20 protein-coding genes and 2 pseudogenes are annotated in these 21,975 nt (G+C 27.5%); 10 read left to right on the top strand and 12 right to left on the bottom strand.

What is annotated here, in order from left to right; all coding sequences use genetic code 11:
- Together Q0F58_RS09630 and Q0F58_RS09625 are read left to right on the top strand one after the other, a co-directional pair.
- Positions 1-903, top strand: a 903-nt coding sequence (locus tag Q0F58_RS09630) for a dicarboxylate/amino acid:cation symporter (protein WP_294375630.1), incomplete at its 5' end; no start/stop codon positions are given.
- 103 nt (positions 904-1,006) lie between these two features.
- On the top strand, positions 1,007-2,293 hold the full coding sequence (locus tag Q0F58_RS09625) for a methionine gamma-lyase family protein (protein ID WP_294375629.1): 1,287 nt from the start codon (positions 1,007-1,009) through the stop codon (positions 2,291-2,293).
- A 65-nt stretch (positions 2,294-2,358) separates the two neighbouring features.
- On the opposite strand, the gene lexA is transcribed toward Q0F58_RS09625, so the two are convergent.
- Complete coding sequence (lexA, locus tag Q0F58_RS09620) at positions 2,359-2,964, bottom strand: transcriptional repressor LexA (protein WP_294375626.1); 606 nt, start codon at positions 2,962-2,964, stop codon at positions 2,359-2,361.
- A 183-nt stretch (positions 2,965-3,147) separates the two neighbouring features.
- On the opposite strand from lexA, the gene Q0F58_RS09615 reads away from it, so the two are divergent.
- Positions 3,148-3,570, top strand: a complete 423-nt coding sequence (locus tag Q0F58_RS09615) for a hypothetical protein (protein ID WP_294375624.1) — start codon at positions 3,148-3,150, stop codon at positions 3,568-3,570.
- A 188-nt stretch (positions 3,571-3,758) separates the two neighbouring features.
- Positions 3,759-4,304 (top strand): lipoprotein, encoded by a 546-nt coding sequence (locus Q0F58_RS09610; RefSeq protein WP_294375621.1) that lies wholly within the window; start codon positions 3,759-3,761, stop codon positions 4,302-4,304.
- Between the two features lie 44 nt (positions 4,305-4,348).
- Here the strand turns inward: Q0F58_RS09610 and Q0F58_RS09605 are convergent, their stop codons facing one another.
- Positions 4,349-5,335, bottom strand: a complete 987-nt coding sequence (locus Q0F58_RS09605) for a tyrosine recombinase XerC (RefSeq protein ID WP_294375617.1) — start codon at positions 5,333-5,335, stop codon at positions 4,349-4,351.
- Between the two features lie 913 nt (positions 5,336-6,248).
- Between Q0F58_RS09605 and ybaK the strand changes: the two genes are divergently transcribed.
- The gene (gene ybaK, locus Q0F58_RS09600) at positions 6,249-6,734 is read left to right on the top strand and encodes a Cys-tRNA(Pro) deacylase (protein WP_294375612.1); all 486 of its coding nucleotides are present in this window, start codon (positions 6,249-6,251) and stop codon (positions 6,732-6,734) included.
- Positions 6,735-6,977: 243 nt separating this feature from the next.
- Here the strand turns inward: ybaK and miaB are convergent, their stop codons facing one another.
- Positions 6,978-8,315: a tRNA (N6-isopentenyl adenosine(37)-C2)-methylthiotransferase MiaB gene (gene miaB, locus Q0F58_RS09595; RefSeq protein WP_294375609.1), complete on the bottom strand. Its 1,338-nt coding sequence runs from the start codon at positions 8,313-8,315 to the stop codon at positions 6,978-6,980.
- Positions 8,316-8,622: 307 nt separating this feature from the next.
- Here miaB and Q0F58_RS09590 point away from each other — a divergent pair, with 307 nt between their 5' ends.
- Together Q0F58_RS09590 and Q0F58_RS09585 are read left to right on the top strand one after the other, a co-directional pair.
- Positions 8,623-8,886, top strand: coding sequence for a hypothetical protein (locus tag Q0F58_RS09590; protein WP_294375606.1), 264 nt, complete (start codon positions 8,623-8,625; stop codon positions 8,884-8,886).
- A 439-nt stretch (positions 8,887-9,325) separates the two neighbouring features.
- A pseudogene (locus tag Q0F58_RS09585) lies at positions 9,326-9,664 on the top strand (DUF4003 family protein); the annotation flags it as partial.
- A gap of 74 nt (positions 9,665-9,738) precedes the next feature.
- On the opposite strand, the gene Q0F58_RS09580 reads toward Q0F58_RS09585, so the two are convergent.
- Positions 9,739-10,464 (bottom strand): protease inhibitor I42 family protein, encoded by a 726-nt coding sequence (locus tag Q0F58_RS09580; protein WP_294375603.1) that lies wholly within the window; start codon positions 10,462-10,464, stop codon positions 9,739-9,741.
- Positions 10,465-10,737: 273 nt separating this feature from the next.
- Here Q0F58_RS09580 and Q0F58_RS09575 point away from each other — a divergent pair, with 273 nt between their 5' ends.
- Together Q0F58_RS09575 and Q0F58_RS09570 are read left to right on the top strand one after the other, a co-directional pair.
- The gene (locus Q0F58_RS09575) at positions 10,738-11,136 is read left to right on the top strand and encodes a hypothetical protein (RefSeq protein ID WP_294375600.1); all 399 of its coding nucleotides are present in this window, start codon (positions 10,738-10,740) and stop codon (positions 11,134-11,136) included.
- A 59-nt stretch (positions 11,137-11,195) separates the two neighbouring features.
- A complete protein-coding gene (locus Q0F58_RS09570; protein WP_294375596.1) occupies positions 11,196-11,471 on the top strand; it encodes a 4Fe-4S dicluster domain-containing protein in 276 nt (91 codons plus the stop codon).
- A 112-nt stretch (positions 11,472-11,583) separates the two neighbouring features.
- Here the strand turns inward: Q0F58_RS09570 and Q0F58_RS09565 are convergent, their stop codons facing one another.
- Both Q0F58_RS09565 and Q0F58_RS09560 read right to left on the bottom strand, forming a co-directional pair.
- Positions 11,584-12,522, bottom strand: a complete 939-nt coding sequence (locus tag Q0F58_RS09565) for a GTP-binding protein (RefSeq protein ID WP_294375593.1) — start codon at positions 12,520-12,522, stop codon at positions 11,584-11,586.
- Positions 12,523-12,642: 120 nt separating this feature from the next.
- Positions 12,643-13,761 carry a GTP-binding protein gene (locus Q0F58_RS09560; protein ID WP_294375588.1) on the bottom strand — a complete coding sequence of 373 codons (1,119 nt, stop codon included), beginning with the start codon at positions 13,759-13,761 and terminating at the stop codon, positions 12,643-12,645.
- Positions 13,762-14,125: 364 nt separating this feature from the next.
- On the opposite strand from Q0F58_RS09560, the gene Q0F58_RS09555 reads away from it, so the two are divergent.
- Complete coding sequence (locus Q0F58_RS09555) at positions 14,126-15,478, top strand: MATE family efflux transporter (protein ID WP_294375585.1); 1,353 nt, start codon at positions 14,126-14,128, stop codon at positions 15,476-15,478.
- A 147-nt stretch (positions 15,479-15,625) separates the two neighbouring features.
- Here Q0F58_RS09555 and Q0F58_RS09550 read toward each other — a convergent pair whose 3' ends face one another.
- The 6 genes and pseudogenes from Q0F58_RS09550 to Q0F58_RS09525 form a co-directional block, all read right to left on the bottom strand.
- Entirely contained in the window at positions 15,626-15,826 is a 201-nt protein-coding gene (locus tag Q0F58_RS09550) for a hypothetical protein (RefSeq protein WP_294375583.1), read from the bottom strand.
- A gap of 22 nt (positions 15,827-15,848) precedes the next feature.
- Complete coding sequence (locus tag Q0F58_RS09545; RefSeq protein WP_294375581.1) at positions 15,849-16,718, bottom strand: N-acetyltransferase; 870 nt, start codon at positions 16,716-16,718, stop codon at positions 15,849-15,851.
- Positions 16,719-16,982: 264 nt separating this feature from the next.
- Positions 16,983-18,887: a bifunctional 4-hydroxy-3-methylbut-2-enyl diphosphate reductase/30S ribosomal protein S1 gene (locus Q0F58_RS09540; protein WP_294375578.1), complete on the bottom strand. Its 1,905-nt coding sequence runs from the start codon at positions 18,885-18,887 to the stop codon at positions 16,983-16,985.
- 63 nt (positions 18,888-18,950) lie between these two features.
- Positions 18,951-19,619, bottom strand: coding sequence for a (d)CMP kinase (gene cmk, locus Q0F58_RS09535; RefSeq protein ID WP_294375576.1), 669 nt, complete (start codon positions 19,617-19,619; stop codon positions 18,951-18,953).
- 99 nt (positions 19,620-19,718) lie between these two features.
- Positions 19,719-20,936 (bottom strand): annotated as a pseudogene (locus tag Q0F58_RS09530) (NAD(P)/FAD-dependent oxidoreductase).
- Between the two features lie 126 nt (positions 20,937-21,062).
- Positions 21,063-21,677, bottom strand: coding sequence for a DUF488 family protein (locus Q0F58_RS09525; protein WP_294375573.1), 615 nt, complete (start codon positions 21,675-21,677; stop codon positions 21,063-21,065).
- Positions 21,678-21,975 lie beyond the last annotated feature (298 nt).

Raw genomic sequence — 21,975 nt, 5'->3', positions numbered from 1 at the left:
AACCTTCAAAGTACTGAAACAGCAGTCCCTGAAAAGCAGAGTTTTTCAGAAATTCTGTTAAACATAGTTCCTAAAAATCCATTACAATCATTAGCTGAAGGAAATATGCTTCAAATTATTTTATTTTCATTGATTATAGGTATTATTTTAGCAAAACTATCTGATGAAGTTCCCACTGTAGGTAAATTTTTTACTGAATTTAATAAAATTATGATGGAAATGACATTAATGATTATGAAAATTGCTCCCATAGGTGTGTTCTGTCTTATTACAAAAACATTTTCAGGAATAGGATTTAGCGCATTTCTTCCACTTGTAAAATACATGATTGCAGTTCTTTTAGCTCTTGCAATTCAATGTTTTGGGATTTATCAAATTTTATTAAAAATATTTACAGGATTAAATCCTATAAAATTTGTTAAAAAATTTCTACCTGTTATGGGATTTGCATTTTCAACAGCAACATCTAATGCTACAATTCCAATGTCAATAGATACATTAAAAACAAAAATGGGTGTATCAAAAAAAATATCTTCATTTACAATTCCTTTAGGTGCCACTATAAATATGGATGGTACTTCAATAATGCAGGGTGTTGCAGTTGTGTTTGTTGCTCAGGCATTTGGAATAAATTTAACTATTTCAGATTATATTACTGTGATAGCAACTGCAACTTTAGCTTCAATAGGAACTGCAGGAGTTCCTTCAGTTGGTCTTGTAACACTATCTATGGTATTTGCTTCAGTAAATCTTCCTGTTGAGGGTATAGGTCTTATTATGGGAATTGACAGAATTCTTGATATGTCAAGAACAGCTGTAAATATTACAGGTGATGCTGTATGTACAACAATAGTTGCAAAATTAAATAATGCCTTAGATCGTGAAGTATTTAATGCAGAATAGAGAATTTAAAGTAACAGGTGACATAAAAAACAAGTAGAGTTATAATGAATGTAAAAGCGTTAAAAAATATGCTTTTATAGTAACTTGAAGGAGAAAATTATACATGTTAAAGAAAACTGAAGAATTTTTAAAAAATAAATATAATATAAGCGACAATACTTTTAAAGTATATAGACAGGCTATTGATGACATAAAAGATCAATTTAAAGAATATGATAAAATCCGAGAATATAATCAGCTTAAAGTTCTTAATGCTTTTCAAGAAGAAAGAATAAGTGATTCTCATTTTACCAATACTACTGGATATGGATTAGATGATATGGGCAGAGATGCTTTAGATAGAGTATATGCAAGGATTTTTAACACTGAAGCTGGGCTTGTAAGACCTCATATCGTAAGCGGTACTCACGCAATTGGATGCGCTATTGCAGGAAATACAAGACCTAAAGATAAAATTCTCTGCGTATCTGGAATGCCTTATGATACACTTTTAGGAGTTTTGGGATTGTCTAAAAAGAAAAATCCTGGTTCATTAGATGAATATGGAATAACAACTGAAGTTGTAGATCTTGATGAAGAAGGAAAGTTCAGATTTGATGAAATAGGAAAGGCCTTAAGAGAAGATAAAAATATAAAACTTATACATATTCAAAGAAGTACTGGATATGCTTCTAGAAAATCATTTTTAGTTTCTCAGATTGCTGAAGTTATATCTTATATAAGAGAAATCAGAAAAGATGTTATTATCTTTGTAGATAACTGTTATGGTGAATTTGTAGAAACTGTTGAACCGACTGATTTTGGTGCAGATATAATGGCTGGTTCTCTTATGAAGAATATAGGAGGAGGAATTGCTCCAGGAGGAGGATACATAGTAGGAAAAAAAGAATATGTAGAAGCAGCTGCAAGCAGAATGACTGTTCCAGGTGTAGGAGGAGAGTATGGTGCAACATATGGTCTTATGAGAAGTTTATTCCAAGGCTTATTTTCAGCACCACATGTAACTATGGAAGCCGTAAAAACAGCTATATTTACAGCAAGAGTTATGGAAATAGCAGGATTTAAGGTTTTCCCTGGATCAAAAGAAAAAAGAACTGATATAATTCAAGCAATTGAATTTGGTGATCCAAAAAAACTCGTAAATTTCTGCAGCGGAATTCAAGCTGGTTCTCCAATTGATGCATTTGCTGTATGCGAACCTTGGGCTATGCCTGGATATGACAGTGAAATAGTAATGGCCGCTGGCGCATTTATATCAGGTTCTACAATAGAACTATCAGCAGATGGTCCTATAAGAGAACCTTATATAGCTTATATGCAGGGTGGATTAAATTTTGATCATGGTAAAATCGGAGTTCTTATAGGGCTTGATAAGGTACTTAAATGTTAATTAAAAAGGACTGATAGATTGATATATCAATCTATCAGTCCTTTTTATTAGATTTTATTATAGCATTAATATGCTCTATATATACCAACAAGTTTTCCAAGAATAGAACAATTATCAACTATTATAGGATCCATTGTATCATTTTCTGGTTGGAGTCTTATATGATCTTTTTCTTTATAAAATCTTTTGATAGTAGCACTATCCTCAATTAATGCAACGACAATCTCGCCATTTGAAGCATCACTGCAACTTTCTATAATCGCTAAATCATTGTCATTGATTCCAGCTTTTATCATGCTTTCTCCCGAAACCCTAAGCATAAATAATTCTCTATCATGTTTTATAAAATCAAGAGGCAACGTAAATCTACCTTCTACATTTTCTGTAGCTAGTATTGGAAGACCAGCTGTTATTTTACCAACTATAGGGATAGAAATCATTTCTTGTTTTGGAGTAGATAACTCTGCTATTTCTAAAGCTCTTGGCTTTGAAGGATCTCTTTTTATAAGTCCCTTTTTTTCTAATCTCTTTAAATGACCATGAACAGTAGAAGTTGATCTTAGTGAAACCGCTTCACAAATTTCTCTTACTGAAGGTGGATAACCTTTATTTTCTGTATAATTTTTTAAAAACTCATAAATTTCCGTTTGTTTATCTTTTCCGTCGCCCATTGTGCACACCTCACTATTCTTATTAAATATTATATCATATAGAAGCGCATATATCAAACTTATGTTCTCACTAAATCACTTGAAAAAACAATAAGAATAGAATATTTTTAAATATATTTGATTTTTATATATGCTTTTGTTATAATTTAAAGATGACTTTATTGGGAGAGGAAGTGCTATTGTATGGCATATAAATATACAGATGACGATTACTGCGATATTTATGAAAATAAAATCTGTGATAATTGCGGAAAATGTCTTGAAATGGAAGGTATTGATACAAAGGCTATAAAAATAGAAGACATAGCAAAAAACCTTGAAGAAAATGAAATTCTCGAAGAAGAATTTGCCAATGATTTAAAATCTAATCTTAACAAAGATGAATTAGATGAAATAAATGAAGAAAATTTAGATTTGAAAGATATTTACAACAGATTTGGAATAAATAGTGATTCTTTTGAAAATGATTCAGAAGAAGAATATGAAGATGCATTTGAACATATGGAATATATAGAAGAACTTGCAAATTTAAGCGACGCTGATTTTGAAGATATGACAGAAGAGATTTACCCAGGAGTAAGGCGATTTAAAAAAACAGATAAATAAAATTTCTAATAAAATAATACAAAAATGCTAAAAAAATGAATATAATATTTATTCATCTTTTTTATATATAAAATATTATCCTTTTTAAATTAGTAATATTAAATCAACAATATTTTTACTTGAATAATTATTATGTTATTTTAGCATAATAATATTGTCATAACTATTTATAGAAAGGATGAGGTTTTATGAAATACAAGTCCATTTTAGCATTATCTTTATCAGCATTTCTTAGTATTGGTATATTAAACGGATGCGGAAATAAAAATTCTGATACTTCTAATAACAATTCTAGTACAGCAGAAAATAAGCTTCAAGAAAGTGGAGAAGATGCTAAAACAGCAGTTGAAAAGGGAGCTGAATCCATTAAAAATGGAGTTGAAGGAATAGGAGACAGCATAAAATATACTGCTGTAAATGTTAAAGATGATTTAACTAATGCTGGATATAAAATCGAAGATTCTTTAAATACAAAAAAAGACTATTTTAAAGGAACTGAAACTGATTATTTAGCTTCAAACAGTCTTGTAAGAGTATACGAATTTAACAGTACAGAAGAAGCAGATGAAGCTGTTGCAAAAATTTCATCTGATGGTTTAAGCATAAATGATGAATCAGTATACACAACTAAACCATATTATTATAGAAAAGGAAATACTATTGTTATATATGAAGGCACTGACGATACATATGTAAAAGAATTCAATACGCTTTATGGAAATCCAATATTATAAAAATAATCATAAAATAGCACTTGTTTATAAGTGCTATTTTATGATTATATATTAGCTAACGGATTAGATTTAACAGCATCCCTTAAGTCATCATCATCAACATGAGTATAAATTTGAGTTGTAGATATATTTTCATGTCCTAAAATATTTTGAAGACTTCGTATATCTACATTTCCGTATTTATACATTAAAGTAGCAGCAGTATGACGTAGTTTATGAGGAGTATATTTAGCATCTGTGAATCCAGCCTGCGTTATATGTTTCTTTATCATTATTTCAACAGTTCTTTTGTTTATAGGAGCATTTCTTGAAGACAAAAATAAATATTTTTTATTTTCTTCTGAAGCTTTAGAATCATCACGTACTGCAAGATAATTATTAAGAGCTTTTAAACAAGCTTCGTTTAGATAAACAGTTCTTTCTTTATCACCTTTACCAACAATATTCAAAATATCTCCACGTATCTTTTCTTTTTTAATGCTGCAGAGTTCAGATAAACGCATTCCACAATTTAAAAAGAATGTAATTATGCAATAATCTCTGGCATAATTCCTATCATTTTTATCTAGAGATTCTAGAAGTTTAATGCTTTGGTTTAAAGTCAGATAGACAGGATGACGTTTGTTTATCTTAGGAGATTCTAACTCTTGTGCTGGATTTTCTGTTATTATTTTTGCTTTACCAAAAAGATATTTAAAAAATGATTTTAATGTTGCAACTTTGCGTGCTCTTGCATAAGCACTATTATTTCTATATTTTTCTGTAAAGGAAAGGAAAGCATAAAGATCTCTCAACTTAATGCTTCTTATAAAATTGTTATTAATTTCGCTTATATCTATTTCTTCAAATTCAATATCATTTTTAACCAAGCCTCTATATACTGATAAAAATCTAAAAAATAGTACAAGATCTATTTTATAAGCATCTATTGTGTTTTTTGATTTGCTTCTTATAGTTTCTAGATAATTAAGAAAATCAGAAACGCTTTCTGGAAGTTCATCATTTTTTAATACTTGAATATCATATTTCATTATAGTCACCTGAATTATTTCGCAATTTTATTTATAAATGCATACTTTAAGATTTCAAACATGTAAAAATGCTCTAAATCGGCTTATACACTTGATTTAAGTATATTATATCAGATTTATGTTTTTCTTTCAACAATTTCGCTAAATATACATTTAGCGAAATTAAATTAAAAGATATTACAATTTGATTATTTTATATATTTCTTCTTTTAATTGATTCTTTCTAATTTCAAATTAAATTTCACGTTAGTTGCAAATTATACTGTTGAATAAATTCAACATTTCAATTACACCCGGAATCTTATTTTATATACTAATAATTCAACATCAATAAAAATCCATATAAATTTTATATTGAAAATTTTTATTTATTTTAATGATGTGAAATTCATATAAATAAATTTTTATTGTTATCTATAAGTATAAGTTTTATATCCAACACTTATTCAAATTTTAGATGAGAATAAAATTTGAAATTTGATAAAAACATGAATTTGTACAGTTTTGAAATTTTCAAATCTAATCATTTTAGATTTTTCAGTATTTATATATAATGGTTTTAAATAATATATAATATATTATTTATATTTTAATAAATTATTGTAATATAAATTATTTTATTATTATAATTCATTACATGGTTTTTATGCCTATATTATCTAGTTTGTATAAAATATACAGTTTAAATATTTTAATTTTAAAAATTCAAAATCTAAAGATGATTTTCAAAAAATAAGACTCCCCTTTCAAATTTTAAATAAAAAACAGAGGGAGAGATAGTTCAATAATTATACATCAAAGTTTATATAGTTATTTATGAAATTTAAACTCGGAATTAAATATGATATAATTGATATGATCAAAAATACAATAAAATTTAAATTTTTCACATATACATAGGAGGCTCTACACTATGGCAAAGTCAAAAGAAAACAAAACCAATGCAATGAGATTATTAGACAGAAATAAAGTTGAATATACCACTCATTCATATCAAAATGAAGATGGAAAAATAGATGGAATCGCTGTTGCTCATAAAATAGGAAAAGATGAAGAAAGTGTTTTCAAAACACTTGTAACTGTTGGACATTCAAAAGAAAATTATGTGTTCGTCGTTCCTGTAGCTGAAGAACTTGATATGAAGAAAGCTGCTAAAGCTGCTGGAGAAAAAAATATCGAAATGATTCATGTTAAAGATATCAACAAAATTACTGGTTATATAAGAGGTGGTTGTTCTCCTCTTGGAATGAAAAAGATTTTTAAGACCTTCATTCACAATACAGCTCTGGTTCATGAAACTATTGTCTTCAGTGGAGGTAAAATCGGTTCACAAATAGAAATGAATCCCAAAGATCTTCCAAAGGTTATCGAATGTGAATTTACAGACATTATAAAATAAATTCAAATTTTAAAAACCATAAAATAGATTTGCTATTTTATTTGTTGCATATTTGTTAACAGTTCAAATTTAATTCTACGTAAAAACTTCAACAAAAGTTGAAGAACGTCAAAAAATATATAAATTAAATTTTTTATATTAATACAATCTATTATTCCCCACTTGTGGGGAATGAATTATCATTAAATTTTAAGTAAATAAAAAGAGAAATTCAAATTTGAATTTCTCTTTTTATTTTGAATACTACTCTTCTATTTCCCCTACTAACGAGAATGAATTAGCTTTCACTATTTTAACATCAACTAATTTTCCGATTAGTTCTTTACATCCTGGGAAGTTTACAAGCTTTCCATTTCTAGTTCTTCCTGTTAATTTAGTTTCATCATTTTTGCTTGTTCCTTCAACTAGTACCTCTACAGTCTTTCCTTCTACTGCTTTGTTACCGGCAATAATTCCCTCATTAACCGCTTCAACTAGTCTATTAAATCTATCATGTTTAATATCATCAGGAATTTGATTTTCCATTTTGTCAGCAGGAGTATTGTTTCTTCTTGAATATATGAAAGTAAATGCTGCATCGTACTTTACTTCTCTTACCAAATCTAATGTAGCTTGGAAGTCCTCTTCAGTTTCTCCAGGGAATCCAACTATTAAGTCAGTTGAAAAAGTTACATCTGGAATTTCTTTTCTGATTTCTTTAGCTAAATTTAAGTAATAATCCCTTGTATAGTGTCTGTTCATCACTTTCAATATGTTATCACTTCCACATTGTACTGGTAAATGGATTTGTTCACAAAGCTTATCACAGTCTCTTATAGCATAAATTACATCCATAGTTAAATCTTTTGGATGAGAAGTCATAAATCTTACTCTTTCTAATCCTTCAATTTCATTTATTCTTCTTAATAATTGAGCAAAAGTGATTTCTTCATCTAATCCTTTGCCATATGAATTTACATTCTGTCCTAATAAAGTGATTTCTTTATATCCTTCTGATACTAAACCTCTAATTTCATTTTCTATGTCTTCAGGCTTTCTGCTTCTTTCCCTTCCTCTTACATAAGGAACTACACAATATGTACAGAAATTGTTACATCCATACATTATAGTAACAAATGCTTTTACACTGCTCTTTCTATCTATTGGAACTCCTTCAATGATTTCTGCTTCCTTATCAAAAATTTCCTTAATTTGAACTCCTTCAGTTTTTACTCTATTCAAATATTCAGGGAATTTATATGCATTATGTGTTCCAAATATTATATCCACAAATGGATATTGTGATAGAACTTTATCCGCCATTCCTTTTTGCTGCATCATGCATCCACATATAGCTATTATAAGATCAGGATTTTTTTTCTTCTGATTTTTAAGTATTCCAAGATTACCAAATACCTTATTTTCTGCATTTTCTCTTACACAACATGTATTAAATATTATTATAGAAGCTTCTTCTCTATTTTCTGTTGCAGTATAACCTTGTCTTTTAAGCATACCAGATAATTTTTCCGAGTCTTCTTCATTCATCTGACATCCCCATGTTTCTATACAATATTTTAATTCTTTTTTATCTAAACTCATCTTTATCTCCTTGTTTTTTATAAATTCACGTTGTTATTATATCAAATAAACTATTCAAAATAAAGAGTATGTATTGAATATAATACATACTTCTGTATAATATAACAATTATTAAATCAATGTATTTAAATTTAATATAAGCAATTGTATAATATAATTAGTTAACGAAATTGACTCTCATTAATATTTATTTTACCATATAAAGTAAAAAACTATTGATATATTTCCTTTATAGGTATATAACTATATTGTAATAAGATAAAAATTTAAATCTAATATTTCTCATGATTTCAAGGAGGAAAATATAATGAATATTCAAGAACAAAAATTATTAACCCTAACATCTGACGTAAAGTTTGCTAAAATGAGATTAGATCCAGCAAAACACCAGCCTTTAATAGATATATTAATTGACGTCATCGATGCATTAGAAACTAATAACACCAATCTTGATTCTGTAATTAATAATTCTATAAGCCAAATTGAAAAATGCATTCTAGATAATAATCTAATCGTCCCTTCAGAAATTTCTGAATTAATAAAGTCCTTTTCCGTATTTCTTCCTAACTAACAATTAAAAATAATTCCATTATCTTAAGACGTCCCAAACAAGAAAGTATATTTCTTTGCTTGGGATAATTAAATATATATTATTAAAATTTGTATTTTTTTAAAAATGTTTAGTATTTTATAATACAGACTCGATAATTTTTGAGACTTATATTTTAAAAGTTTACTATTTATAAACTTATCATTTCCTAAAAACTAAGTGTTTATCCTTATTAATATATAACTCCAACAACATTTTTCTTATTTCTATCACCTATATGAACCCTATTTTTAATAAATTAATTCCTGATAAAATATCATGATAAGAGGTATATATCATTAGTCAATGCACAATGCAATAGAATCCATGTACTTTCTCCTAACACTATTATCTGCATAAATACCCATATTCCAAAAACAAGTGCATAAAAGTTTTAAACATGCAGTAAGCTTTAAAAGAAAATAATGTTCCTTTAAAAAGCTACTACTTACCTGTATTAGGACTAGTGAGCTTTTTAACTAATAATATTTCAGAATTTGCAGAAAAAGTAGCAAATATAAGCCAGGAATTAAAAATATACAAGGGTTTTGGAACTCTTTCCATTGACAGCAATCTAAGAAATATGATTTCTGTTTGTTTAGTTTCTATGGATTATTTAAATAATTTAGATAATGACTTAAAACTTCATCTTATAAATAGTACCAGCAATGTTACTTTAACTGTTGTTTCAGCAATCCAGACTTCTATAATTGCCGCTTCTTGTGCTGCTGCAGCAGCTTCAGCAAGTTCATCATCTTGATTTTTCATCAAAAGTGACAAAAATTAATAAAGAAGTCGCCTATAAAGACGACTTCTAGCTTATGTGGACTTATATTAAAAGTTCCAATTTTTAAATAAATCAAAGATTTTATTCATTTCTTCCTGCTGTCTATCTACCATTTCATCAATGTATGAAGATACCTCATCAAAATGTTTTTTGAATTCATCTGGACTTATATTTTTAGTATATTTATTAACATTGCCATCCTTTATCTCTACTACATAAACTACTGCGCTTCCTGATGTAACACCAATATCTGCATCCGTAATATCAGTACTTGAAGAAATGTTATCTTCTGATGTTTTATGTAAATCTATATTTGGTGATGATCCAACAACTTTTTCAGTAACTTTAACATTCAAGTCAGAATCAACATTTATTATATATGTTTTGCTCTCTGAAATTTTATTTTCCCATGGACGTAAATAATTAAATGTCACTTCAGTTTGTCCTTCTTTTAATCCTTTAACATCCCATATATGAGTTTCTCCTGCTCCGCAGAGTTGTCCAGTTTGATCATCTGATACACTATCTTCTTCATTTAATTCTGCTATAGATGAATCTTTAACAAAATACTGCCAAGTATAACCCGTAGAAGCATTGCCTTGAAGTAAAACCTTTCCCATTAATTGTGCACTTTCTGTTTTTTCTTTAGATTGTTCAGTTACTATTGTAGTATCATTATCGTTTCTAGAATCTGCATAAACATTTTGAATACCTGCTGAAAAAATTGATGTAAAAGCTAATGCTGATGCTAATAAAACTTTAATCTTTTTCATGATTAAACATCTCCCTTTGTTTTAGTAACTTAATCATATTCTTACTCAACTTATATATTAACTCTAAATTGTTACAATTGTGTAACAAAATTCAGTTTAATCTTATATTTTTTACACAATATGGTATTATATACTTAGCAAAAACAAATTGTAAAATTAAGTTAATACATAAAGAGAGGATAAGTGAATTTTTATGTTAATTAATTCAATAACCGGAATATATTTTTCTCCAACAAACACGACAAAAAAATCATCAATGCAATTATTAATGGAATGGAAATAAAAAATAAAGAATTAATAGACTTAACAACACCTAAATCAAGAGAAAAAGGAATCTCTTCTATAAATGGTGATATAGTTATAATAGGTGTTCCTGTTTATGAAGAACAAATGACTAAAATATTAAATAAATTTCTAAAAAGCTTAAATGGAGATGGAAAACCAGTTGTAATAGTAGGTGTTTATGGAAATATTGGATATGGAATAGTTTTAAATGAACTTGAACTTATGGCTTCTAATTCAGGTTTTAAAGTTATAGCTGCTGCAACATTCATTGGAGAACATTCATTTTCAACACCTCAAGTACCTCTTGCAGAAAAACGTCCTAATAAAGATGATTTAAAAAAAGCAGAAGAATTTGGGAAAAACATAATAAAAAAAATCCAAAAATAGATAATCTAGATAAAGAATCATTCTACATACCTAAAAGCAAATTACCCCTTACAGCAAAAATGGCACCTAAAAATAGTGCTCGATTAGTTACAAGAAAGCCAGTAATAAATAAATCTTTATGCACACATTGTAATATATGTGCAAATTGGTGTCCAGTAGGCGCTATTGACAAAGACACTTTAGAAATAAAAGAAGAACTTTGTTTACGATGCTTTTCTTGTGTTAAAAGATGTGTTAAAAAAGCAAGAAAGATTGTATATAGGCCCAAATTTATAGTATCAAAAGTTTTAAAAAGAAAAAATAAAATTTTTAAAGAACCAAAAATATATTTATAAAATAACTATACTCATTAATTGTCATCAATTTTTAGTGTTTATTTTCAATATTCTATAGAAAATAAGACTTAATTATAACATTTTTATTATAATCAAGTCTTATTAAACTATTCTAATAGAAATATACTAATTCATCTTCTGGTTTTTCAGTTGAAGAAATACTATCAACATGTAAAACAGGAAGATCGCTTTCATATTGTCTTACAAATGTCTTCTTGACTGTAGCCACTATATCAACCCACTCTTTATTTTCAAGTTCTACATCATTTTTAAATTCACATATAAGACCTAAAGGAGTTATATCATCAGCACAGCATGTCATTGCATTACGTCCTAAAATAGAAAACTTTGGAGGATATTTTTCAGGATCATAAGCCATTACTTTGACCTTAATTTTTTTACCATCATATTTATCAGGATTAGACATCATATCTTCATATAATATTCCAAAATCATAGTCTTCTGGTTCAATTATATCTGCTTCTATATCAAATGGAAGAGCATCTTCCGAATTATCTATTTCTCCATTTTCATTTTCAAATAGGACTCTAGACTGAGGATTTACAGATTTTACACTTCCTCTTAAAGCTATTTTTTTTGTATCAGCATTGCATCTGTTAAATATTACAAGATCTGCTTCTCTAAACTGATTTACTATTATAGCACCCATATTACCCATATAAGTTTTGAAAGTTGAAGAATCAATTGTACATATAATTTGTGCTATGTCATACTCTTCTGGAATTACAGAATCAAATAAGTTTTCAAAATCCCACATTCCATTAAATTCTATAAATATTCTTGTTGCTTTGTTTTCCTTTACATGTTTTTTAATAAATTCAGTAGTAAAATCTTCTTCTTCTTCAACTGGTATTAATGTTATTTTAGCATTTTTAAGTTCGTTTTCTTCAAGTTCTTCTATTCCCTCTTCACAAAGAAAAAGAACACTTTTTTCATTGCCTATAAACTGTTCATCTTTTAATATTTCCTTTATGAATGTTGTTTTTCCACTTTCTAAAAAACCAGTAAATAAGTATACTGGAATATTCATTAAAATCGCCTCTTTTCTATTACATGCATTTTTTATTCTTAAACAACAGAATTCTCAAATTGCTGTTGTTTAAGAATATAATTTTTAATATTATTTTTTAATAATCAATTAAGTTTCAAGTTATTTTATATTAAATAATTTTTCTATCTTTTCTGTATCTAATTTAGAACCAATTACACATAATCTTCCTGTATAGTCAGCTTCACCTTTTCTTATTTCATATTCACCAGGTACAAGATCAAAATTATACCAGTTTCCATTTTCATCTGGAACAATACCTTTAGCACGTAAAATTATTCCATATTCTGCTTTTTCACTTAATTTTTCAAGTATATCATTAAGTTCCTTTTCAGAGTATTTTTTAGGAGTTTCAATTCCCCAGCTTGTAAATACTTCATCTGCATCATGATGATGATGATCATGGCCACATCCACAACTACAGTTTTCATCATGATGGTGATGTTCATGCTCATGATTGTGTCCACATCCACACTCTTCACCATGTTCATGATGATGTTCATGTTCTTCATCATGGTCATGGTGGTGATGGTGTTCCTCTTCATGATCATGTCCACAGCTACAGTGTTCATGATCTTCATGATGGTGTTCATAAGCTTCCTTTAAAAGTTCTTCTTCTAATGAATTTGATTTTTCCATTGTTTCTATAATTTGTTTTCCGCTTATATCTTCCCATGGAGTTGTTATTATATTAGCATGATTATTATGTTCTCTTATTAATGAAACAACTTCTTCAAGTTTCTCTTGTGAAAGTTTTTGAGTACGACTCAAAATAATAGTACTTGCATTTTCAATTTGATTATTAAAGAATTCACTAAAATTCTTCATATACATTTTACATTTCTGAGCATCAACAACTGCAGTAAAACTATTAAGCTGTATCTTAGCTTCTTCATGTATATCCTTTACTGCTTTGATTACATCTGATAATTTTCCTACTCCAGATGGTTCAATTATTATTCTGTCTGGAGTATATTTAGCTAAAGCATCCTTAAGTGCAGTTCCAAAATCTCCAACAAGAGAACAGCATATACATCCAGAATTCATTTCAGTAATTTCTATTCCAGTATCTTTTAAAAATCCGCCATCTATCCCTATCTGTCCAAATTCATTTTCAATTATCATTAATTTTTCTTTATTTAATCCATCTTCTATAAGCTTTTTAATCAATGTTGTTTTCCCTGCGCCAAGAAATCCTGATATAATATCAATTTTTGTCATTTATTCAACTCTCCTTAATTATAGTATATATTTATTACTATTTCCCATAATATAAATTTTATAAACATAAGTAATTAAATTTTAATATTATTAATTTCTACAATCAATTTTATTTAATATTTATATGATAGAAAATAATCATAATCTGAAATCTATTTTCATATTATAACTATTTTAATAAATTTTCAAGTTTCTTATTATTTTATTTGAGATTAACAATATATTAATCAATAATTTAATATACATCTTTCAGAAATTAAATTTCTAAAATAATTTTAATCATATTGTCATTTTCCATATTTGTATGAAAATTTAAATGAGTGTATAATAATGAAGTATTTTATATATCTAGGAGAAATAATTTATGAAAAAAACTAATGATTTTTCAGAAGGAAGTGTAACAAAGAGTATTTTTAAATTAGCTATTCCCATGACGTTAGCTCAGCTTATAAACATACTCTATAATGTTGTTGACAGAATGTATATTGGAAGGATATCTCATGGGTCAAGCACAGCACTTACTGGCGTAGGAATTACATTCCCTATAATAACTATAGTAATTGCTTTTGCAAATCTATTTGGAATGGGAGGTGCTCCATTATGTTCAATTGCAAGAGGAAAAGATGATAATGATTATGCAGAGGAAATAATGGGAAATTCATTTGCACTATTATTGATATCAGGACTTTTTCTCACAATAATTGGATTACTTTTTAAGAATCAACTTCTCTATATGTTTGGTGCAAGTGACGCAACTTTTCCATATGCTGATAGTTATATAACAATCTATCTTTTGGGAAGTATTTTTGTAATGATAAGTCTTGGAATGAACAGCTTTATAAATTCACAAGGGTTTGCAAAAACAGGAATGCTGACAGTTCTTTTAGGTGCTATATGTAATATTGTTCTAGATCCTATACTGATTTTTATTTTTGGTTTAGGTGTGAAAGGAGCTGCATTAGCAACAATAATATCTCAATTTTTATCTGCAGCATGGGTATTTAAATTTCTGATTGGAAAAAAGAGCATTCTAAAAATAAAAATTAAATACTTAAAAATAAAATTTGAAATTTTCAAAAAAATAATATTCTTGGGTCTATCAAGTTTTATAATGTCCCTCACAAATAGCACTGTTCAGATTGTATGTAATATAACGCTTCAAAATTATGGGGGAGATCTTTATGTTGGCATAATGACAGTAATAAATTCAATTCGAGAAATTATAATGATGCCTGTAAATGGAATCACAAATGGTGCTCAACCAGTTATTGGATATAATTATGGTGCAGGAAAAAGCACTAGAGTAAAAAAAGGAATAAAAGTAATGTCTATTGCATGTATAATATACACAACCTCAATATGGATTGTATTAAGCATATTTCCAAAATTTTTTATAAATATATTCAATCATGATATGGAACTTATCAGAAAAGGAATCCCATCAATGCATATTTATTTTTTTGGATTCTTTATGATGTCATTACAATTTTCAGGACAAGCTGCATTTTTAGCTCTCGGAAAATCAAAACAAGCTATATTCTTTTCACTTCTCCGTAAAATTATAATAGTCGTTCCACTTACATTATATCTTCCAAGAATATTCAACCTTGGTACAAATGGAGTATTCCTAGCTGAACCAATATCTAATTTCATTGGAGGAATAGCATGTTATTCTGTTATGCTCTATATAGTTTATAAACAAGAATATAAAAATTAAATAAATGCTCACTTTAAAAATAAAATTTTAGCATTTCATACCTTTTAATTTATTGATATTACTAAATTTAAATTTAAAAAGTTATATAATAATAATAATTTTCTGCACAATAAAGAAAAACTGCCACATTAGTTTATGGCAGTCTTTTTATTCATTTTTTAAATCATCAATATATTTTTGAATCCATGAATCAATAGATTTTACTTTATCATGTTCTGGATTATTTACAATATCAATAAAACGTGTAGTAACACCATGAGTTTTTGCAATAAGCATGATATTTTTCTGCTTTTCAATAGGAAGATCTTTAATTGCAGCTTTTATATCATCTATACGCGCCCTTTTCATAAACCCAAACCTCTCCTAATACTTATTTTTGTATGCACTTATACCATGAATCATATGAAGCGCATTTTCTAAAACCTACTTTATTATACAAAGAAACAGCCTTATAATTATTATTTTCAACTCTTATAAATATATCCTCGATGTTATTTACTTTGCATAATTCAATGAGATAATTTAAGAGTACTTGTCCATATCCTCTACGTCTATACTCTTTAATTATACCAAAGTTTACTATTGTATATAATCCATTACTTAAAATTATTTGTCCATATCCTATACTCTTATCATTTAGACATAAAAATACTGAAAAATCATCAATATAATAATCCTGTTCTTCTTCTTCAAATATATCCCTTACATTTAATGGAGTTCTATTTTTATCATAAAATATATTATTTTGTATAGTACATCTTAATCCTTCATCTTGATTTTTTATAAAATGTTTAAACTTTATTTCATCTTCAACTTCTATTGAACCTTGAAAAGTTTCTAATTTCATAAGACAAGTTTCTGAAAAAATTTTAAATCCGAGTATATTCATAATTTCATGTATTTTTTCATTTTCAATAATATCAAATTTTAAAGCCTTATATTTTATAAAATCAAGAAAATTCGAATCAAAACTATAAATAAAATCATCTAATATATATATTGAATAAATATTTCCTGAAAAATTAGTTACCTTTGATTCATCGTACCATATATATCCCACATATTTATTATTAACTTTAAAAAGCTTCACCTGTTTTCTTAAAAGATATTTCATAATAAAAGACTCCTTATCATAAATGTCAAAAAAGTCCCTGTCACATATATATGATCTATAATCTCTATTATAAAGTTTTCTAAAATTTTCAACATTGAATAATGATAATTTTTCAAAAGTAATCATATTTAAGCTCCATTTCAAAGTGATATATAAATTATAGTTCTTCTCATAAATATAGTCAACTTATAAAGATTCACTCTTAAAATAATAAAAATTAAAGATCCAAAGATAATTCAAAATTTAATTAGGAATTAAAAGGGACCATCACATCAAAATATTCACACTGCCCTATATAGTATTTCTTCATTTAAACAATACATACAGCAGAATTTAATCTTTATGTGATAATCCCTTTTAAATTAATTATTTTTAAAGTTAAACCATGTGTTAAATATCTTTGATACTTAAACTGATTCTCTTGTTTTCTTCATCAACGCTTAAGATTTTAGCTTTAATTTCTTGTCCTATAGTTAATACTTGAGCTGGATCTTCAATTCTTTCATGAGATATCTTAGAAATATGAACTAAACCATCTACTCCTGGTTCTAATTCAACAAAAGCACCAAATTTGCTAAGTCTTACTACTTTACCAAGAACTATTGAATCTTCTGGATATTTTTCTTTAACATTATCCCATGGTTTTGGCATAAGTTCTTTCATGCTTAAAGATAATTTTTTAGCTTCTTTATCTAAACCAATAATTTTAACATCTACAATCTGTCCTATCTTTAACACATCATCAATTTTCTTAACATGATTCCATGAAATTTGTGATAAATGTAGTAATCCATCTACTCCATTAATTTCAACAAATGCTCCAAAGTCAGTAAATCTCTTTACTTCACCTTTAACAACATCATTTAAGTTGAATCCTTCCCAAGCCTTAGCTTCCATTTCATTTTTTTCTTTTTCCAATATTACTCTTCTTGAAGCTACAACTTTAACTGGTTTTACAGCACTAAAATCTATAAGTTTAACTTCTAAAGTTTCACCTAAATATTTCTCTTTATTTTCAGTAAATTTTATATCAATTTGCGAAGCTGGAATAAAGACTCTTACTCCTTTATAATTTCCTGCAAGTCCTTTATCTTTAGCTTCATTTATTTTTATTTCAAAAGTTTTTTCTTCATTAAATAATTGTTCTAATTCTTTAAAAGCTTCTTCTTTTTCATATTCTAATCTTGATAAAACTACAAAGCCATCATTGTTTTGTAATTTTATAACTTTTGCAGTTATAGAATCTCCAACATTAATGTTTTCAGCAAATTCTCTTGGATCTCCTTTTCCTGTCAATTCATTATAAGGAATTATTCCATCTATTCCATATCCATTCATACCAATAACAAGACCGTCATTGTTCTTTGAAATAACCTTTTCAGTAACTTCAGTACCTATTACAACTTTCATGTCTGTCTCATTCATTAATGCTAATTGATCTTCATTATTTACATTGTTTTCTATACTCATAATATCAAGTACCTCCCTAATAATCCAATCTGGTGTTGATGCACCAGCTGTTACTCCTATTTTTTTTATATTATCATTAATAAAATCTTTTGGTAAATCATTCACATTTTCAATATGAATTGTATTTTTACAATTTTCTTTAGCTATTTGATATAGCTTTGTAGTGTTAGAACTATTTTTGCCTCCAATAACAATCATTGCATCACTTTCTTTTGAAAGCTTAAGCGTACTTTTCTGCCTAACTTCTGTGGCTGCACAGATAGTATTGAAAGATACAAGTTCCTTTACTCCTTTTAAATGTTCTAATGTATTTTCCCAGTTTTTCTTCTTTTCAGTTGTTTGGGCAACAGCACATACTTTATCTGGCAATAAAAAATTTATATTTCCATCTTTAGTTATGATAGCATCATCAGCACACCATCCATTAATCCCTATTACTTCAGGATGATTTTCATCGCCTAATATTACTATATGATATCCTTCATTAGAATATTTCTTGACTTTCTTTTGAATATTCTTTACAAAAGGACATGTACCATTTATAACTGTTAACTCCTTCTTTTCAAGAAGTGATAATACATCTTCTGAAACACCATGAGATCTTATAACAATTACATCATTTGATTTTAAATTATCTATATCTTCAAGATTTATTGAAAATATATTATGATCTTCTAAATAACTTACAACATCACTATTATGTATTAAGGGACCTAAAGTATATATTTTTTTATCATATTGCTTCTGAATTTTAAGCGCCTGATCGACAGCTCTTTTAACTCCAAAACAAAATCCAGAATTTTGTGCTAAACTCACTTCCCTCATTACTATGCTCCTTTTCATAAGTAAAACTCTATATTATATAAAATTGTTATCTATATAAATATATTACTTTTTAGAATAAATTATTTTATTTATTTCTGCTACAACACCATTTATATCCAATGAAGTGCTGTCAATTTCAATAGCATCATCTGCTTTTTTCAACGGGTCTGTTTCTCTATGGGTGTCTTTATAATCTCTTTCAATAATATCTTTCAAAATTTCATCATAAGAACACTCTATATTTCTTCCTTGAAGTTCTTTAAATCTTCTGTTTGCACGCTCCTGTGCACTAGCTGTTAAAAAGAATTTAAAATCTGCATCTTTTAATACAACAGTTCCAATGTCTCTTCCATCCATAATAACATTATACTTATCAGACATTTTTCTTTGAAGCTTTACAAGAATTTTTCTCACTTCTTTAATGCCTGCATAAGATGATACCTTACTGCTTATTTCCGGCATAGTTATTTTATCCTGAACATTTTCACCATTTACTATTAAATCATCATTTTCAAAATGCATTTCTAATGATTCTGTTAATTCACATATCTCCTTAACATTTTCTGGCAATAAATTTTTTTCAATAGATTTCAATGCCACTGCTCTGTACATAGCACCTGTATTTATGTACATTAAATCATGTTCTTTGCCAACAAGCTTAGCTATAGTGCTTTTTCCTGCACCTGCTGGTCCATCAATTGCTACACTTATTTTCAAAATTATTCTCCTCATTTCTTAGATCATACTTTGACACTTACAATTAGATTATATAATTTTTTTCCCTGCCAAACAAGAATAACTTTTCAATCAGGCTATAACATTTAAATTTTATCATATATTATTTCCTGCAACATATCCTGTTGCAAAGGCTATCTGTACATTATATCCACCTGTAAATGCATCAACATCCATAACCTCTCCGCAAAAAGAAAGATTATCAATTATTTTTGATTTCATTGTTGATGGGTCTATTTCTTTTATATCAACTCCACCTCTGGTTACAATTCCTTCAGAGAGAGGTCTTAATCCCTCAATTTCAAATGTGAAATCCTTTAATATATTTACAAGCTTTTTTCTTTCTTCTTTTGTTATTTCATTTACCATTTTATTTTGAGATATTTCAGACATTTTTATTACCATAGGAATTATTTTTTGTGGAAGAAGGTCTTTTAATGATTCCTTAAATGGACTGTTTATATATTTTGTAAAATCCCTTACTACCCTTTTATCAAGTTCCCCTATGCTGAGAGCAGGTTTTAAATCAACATGTGCTGTATATTTTCTGCCTTTTTCAATAAATCTGCTTCCCTTCAATATAAGAGGTCCGGATACTCCAGACATGGTAAAGTTTATTTCACCAAAATCTTTATATATGCTTTTTTTATTATTCTCCTTTATGTTTATTTCAATGTTTCTTAAGGAAAGTCCTTGAAGTTCTTTAGTTTTTTCATCTTTTACAACCATGGGTACAAGTGCTGGTTCAAGAGGAACTATATTATGTCCAAGTTTTTCTGCAAACTGCTGTCCTTCACCTCTTGAGCCCGTAAGAGGATAAGACGCTCCACCTGTAGCAATTATAAAATAATCAGCTTTTAATACTTGACTATTATTTATTATTACTGATGTTATTTTTCTTTCCTTAAATTTAATATCTGTTACTTTAGAATTAAGTTTTATTTTTACATTTGTTTGTTTAAGTGCATTTTATAATCCTTTTATTATATCAGAAGATTTATCTGATTTTGGAAAAACCCTATCTCCTCTTTCTACTTTTAATTTTATTCCATGGTTTTCAAAAAAATTCATAGTATCTTCATTAGTGAATGTATATAATGCACTGTATAGAAAATGAGGATTTCCAGGTATATAATCAAAAAACTCTGAAATGTCTTTAGCATTTGTAACATTACATCTTCCTTTTCCGGTTATAAAAAGCTTTTTTCCTATTTTTTCATTACCATCAACAAGTGTTACATCATGGGATTTGCTTGCTTCAAGTGCAGCCATAATACCTGCTGGTCCTGCTCCTATAACAATAACCTTACTCAATTTTTTTATTCAGCTCCTTAATTTATTTGATTTTATCTTATTCATTATACTTCATAATAATCTATATAACAATTTAAAACGGTATCAATAAATTTAAAATTTCATTATTGACACTGTTTTAATATATTACTTCAAATTTTCAATTCTATATCCAATTTCTTTATTAGCCTTTTTATATGCTTCCTTTATCATTTCTTCTTCATTCATTCCTTCTCCAAGAAAAAAATCCATAGTCATCTGGGCTCTGTCAGGAAAATATTTATCTAAAATTCTATCTTCAATTTCTCTTTGAGAACAAGTAGTATAATCATCTAATATATGTTTTATCTCAAAACCAACTTTTTCAAGTTCTCTTCCACAGAGGATGCTTCTATGACATCGTATTGGATCCTGCATTGCTCCAAGAAGGACTATATTATATCCTTTTGTGCAGCCATTCTTCAATCTTTCAATGCCTCTTATAAAATCTTCTTCTTTAACTACTTTTTCAAAATCAGCATATCCTTCAGCATTATATGATATTTTATTAATGCGCTTTGCAGCGAGTTCTTTAGCCATATATATGTAAATAAAACCTTTGGCCTTTAATGACTGCTCAATAGTTTCTTTATTATACTGAACATTGTATTTAGAATATGGAGTTCCTCTTATATCAACAACTGTATTTATTTTATAATATTTAAGCATATCTATTAATCTTTCTTCAGGATAATTAGAATGACCTATTGTATATATTATCATTTACTGCCTCCATTACTTTATTATTTATTATTTATAATGTACAAAATAGTCATAATATATAATAGGAATTTTTTATAACAATATGCTTAATCTGAATCATTATTTATAACTATTATATAGAAATTTCTAATATCAAATTTTCAAGCATACATATTAAAATTATAAAACTACATTTTTATCAAAATTATTATAATTCACTGCAAATAAACATTCAATAAAGAGGCTGTTACACAAAGATTAAGTTATACAATATATAGTATTAAAAGACTTATTTAATATGCTATATACAGCGTTTGAA

It is taken from the genome of uncultured Clostridium sp. (assembly GCF_934754915.1).
Classification (GTDB): domain Bacteria; phylum Bacillota; class Clostridia; order Clostridiales; family Clostridiaceae; genus Clostridium.
Note: the sequence above shows the minus strand (reverse complement) of the source record. Positions and strands in the feature narration are given on the sequence as shown.